The 814-nt window shown below is 42.6% G+C and carries 2 protein-coding genes; both read left to right on the forward strand.

Annotated features, from left to right (window positions below; translation table 11 throughout):
* Positions 1-544, forward strand: a 544-nt coding sequence (locus AC3G7N_RS20765) for an ATP-binding cassette domain-containing protein (protein WP_489424061.1), incomplete at its 5' end; no start/stop codon positions are given.
* Positions 537-814, forward strand: a 278-nt coding sequence (locus AC3G7N_RS20770) for an energy-coupling factor transporter transmembrane component T family protein (protein WP_489424062.1), incomplete at its 3' end; no start/stop codon positions are given. The genes AC3G7N_RS20765 and AC3G7N_RS20770, both read left to right, overlap by 8 nt.

The raw sequence follows: 814 nt of genomic DNA on the forward strand, positions 1-814 counted from the left end.
ACCAGAGAACTTTGATGTACAAGATGATGAAATCAGGAAGCGGATTAAGGAAATAACACCAGCGGTAGGACTGGATGATGCATTGCTTTCCCGTTCGCCCTTTGATTTAAGCGGAGGACAAATGCGCCGAGTTGCGATTGCTGGGGTCCTTGCCATTAAGCCGGATGTACTTGTCCTAGATGAACCAACCGCTGGCTTAGACCCGCGTGGTCAAAAGGAAATCATGGAAATGTTTCACGCTTTGCATCGTGAACAAAATCTAACCACTATTCTTGTAACACATAGTATGGAAGATGCCGTGAAATATGCAGATCATGTGATTATTTTGAACAAAGGCAAGAAATACCTGGAGGGTAAGCCGGAGGAGGTATTAACCAGACAGGAGGCATTGAAAAAGGTGCAGCTGGATGTGCCTGAAGCGGTTCAATTTCTTGGGTTATTTGAGAAAAGGTTTGGCGTTCACATCCCCTTTCACAGGCAATCAACAAAGGAAATTGCCCGGGAGATTCAGCAGGTGTTAAAGGGGGGGTCTTCATATGAATAATGCATTAATCATCGGCCAATATGTCCCCGGTAATTCATTGGTGCACAAACTGGATCCGCGTTCAAAAATAACTGTTATTTTCTTCTTTGTGTTTATTGTATTTTTTGCCAATACCGTTATAAGCTATGGAATTCTAACCGTGTTTGCTTTGGTGTGCATGTTTATAGCCCGGGTTCCGATTCGCTACATTATAAAAGGATTGACTCCTGTCTGGTTTTTAATTATCTTTACGTTTTTCTTACACCTTTTTGTAACGAAAGAGGGTACGGT

Source organism: Virgibacillus carmonensis, assembly GCF_057836705.1.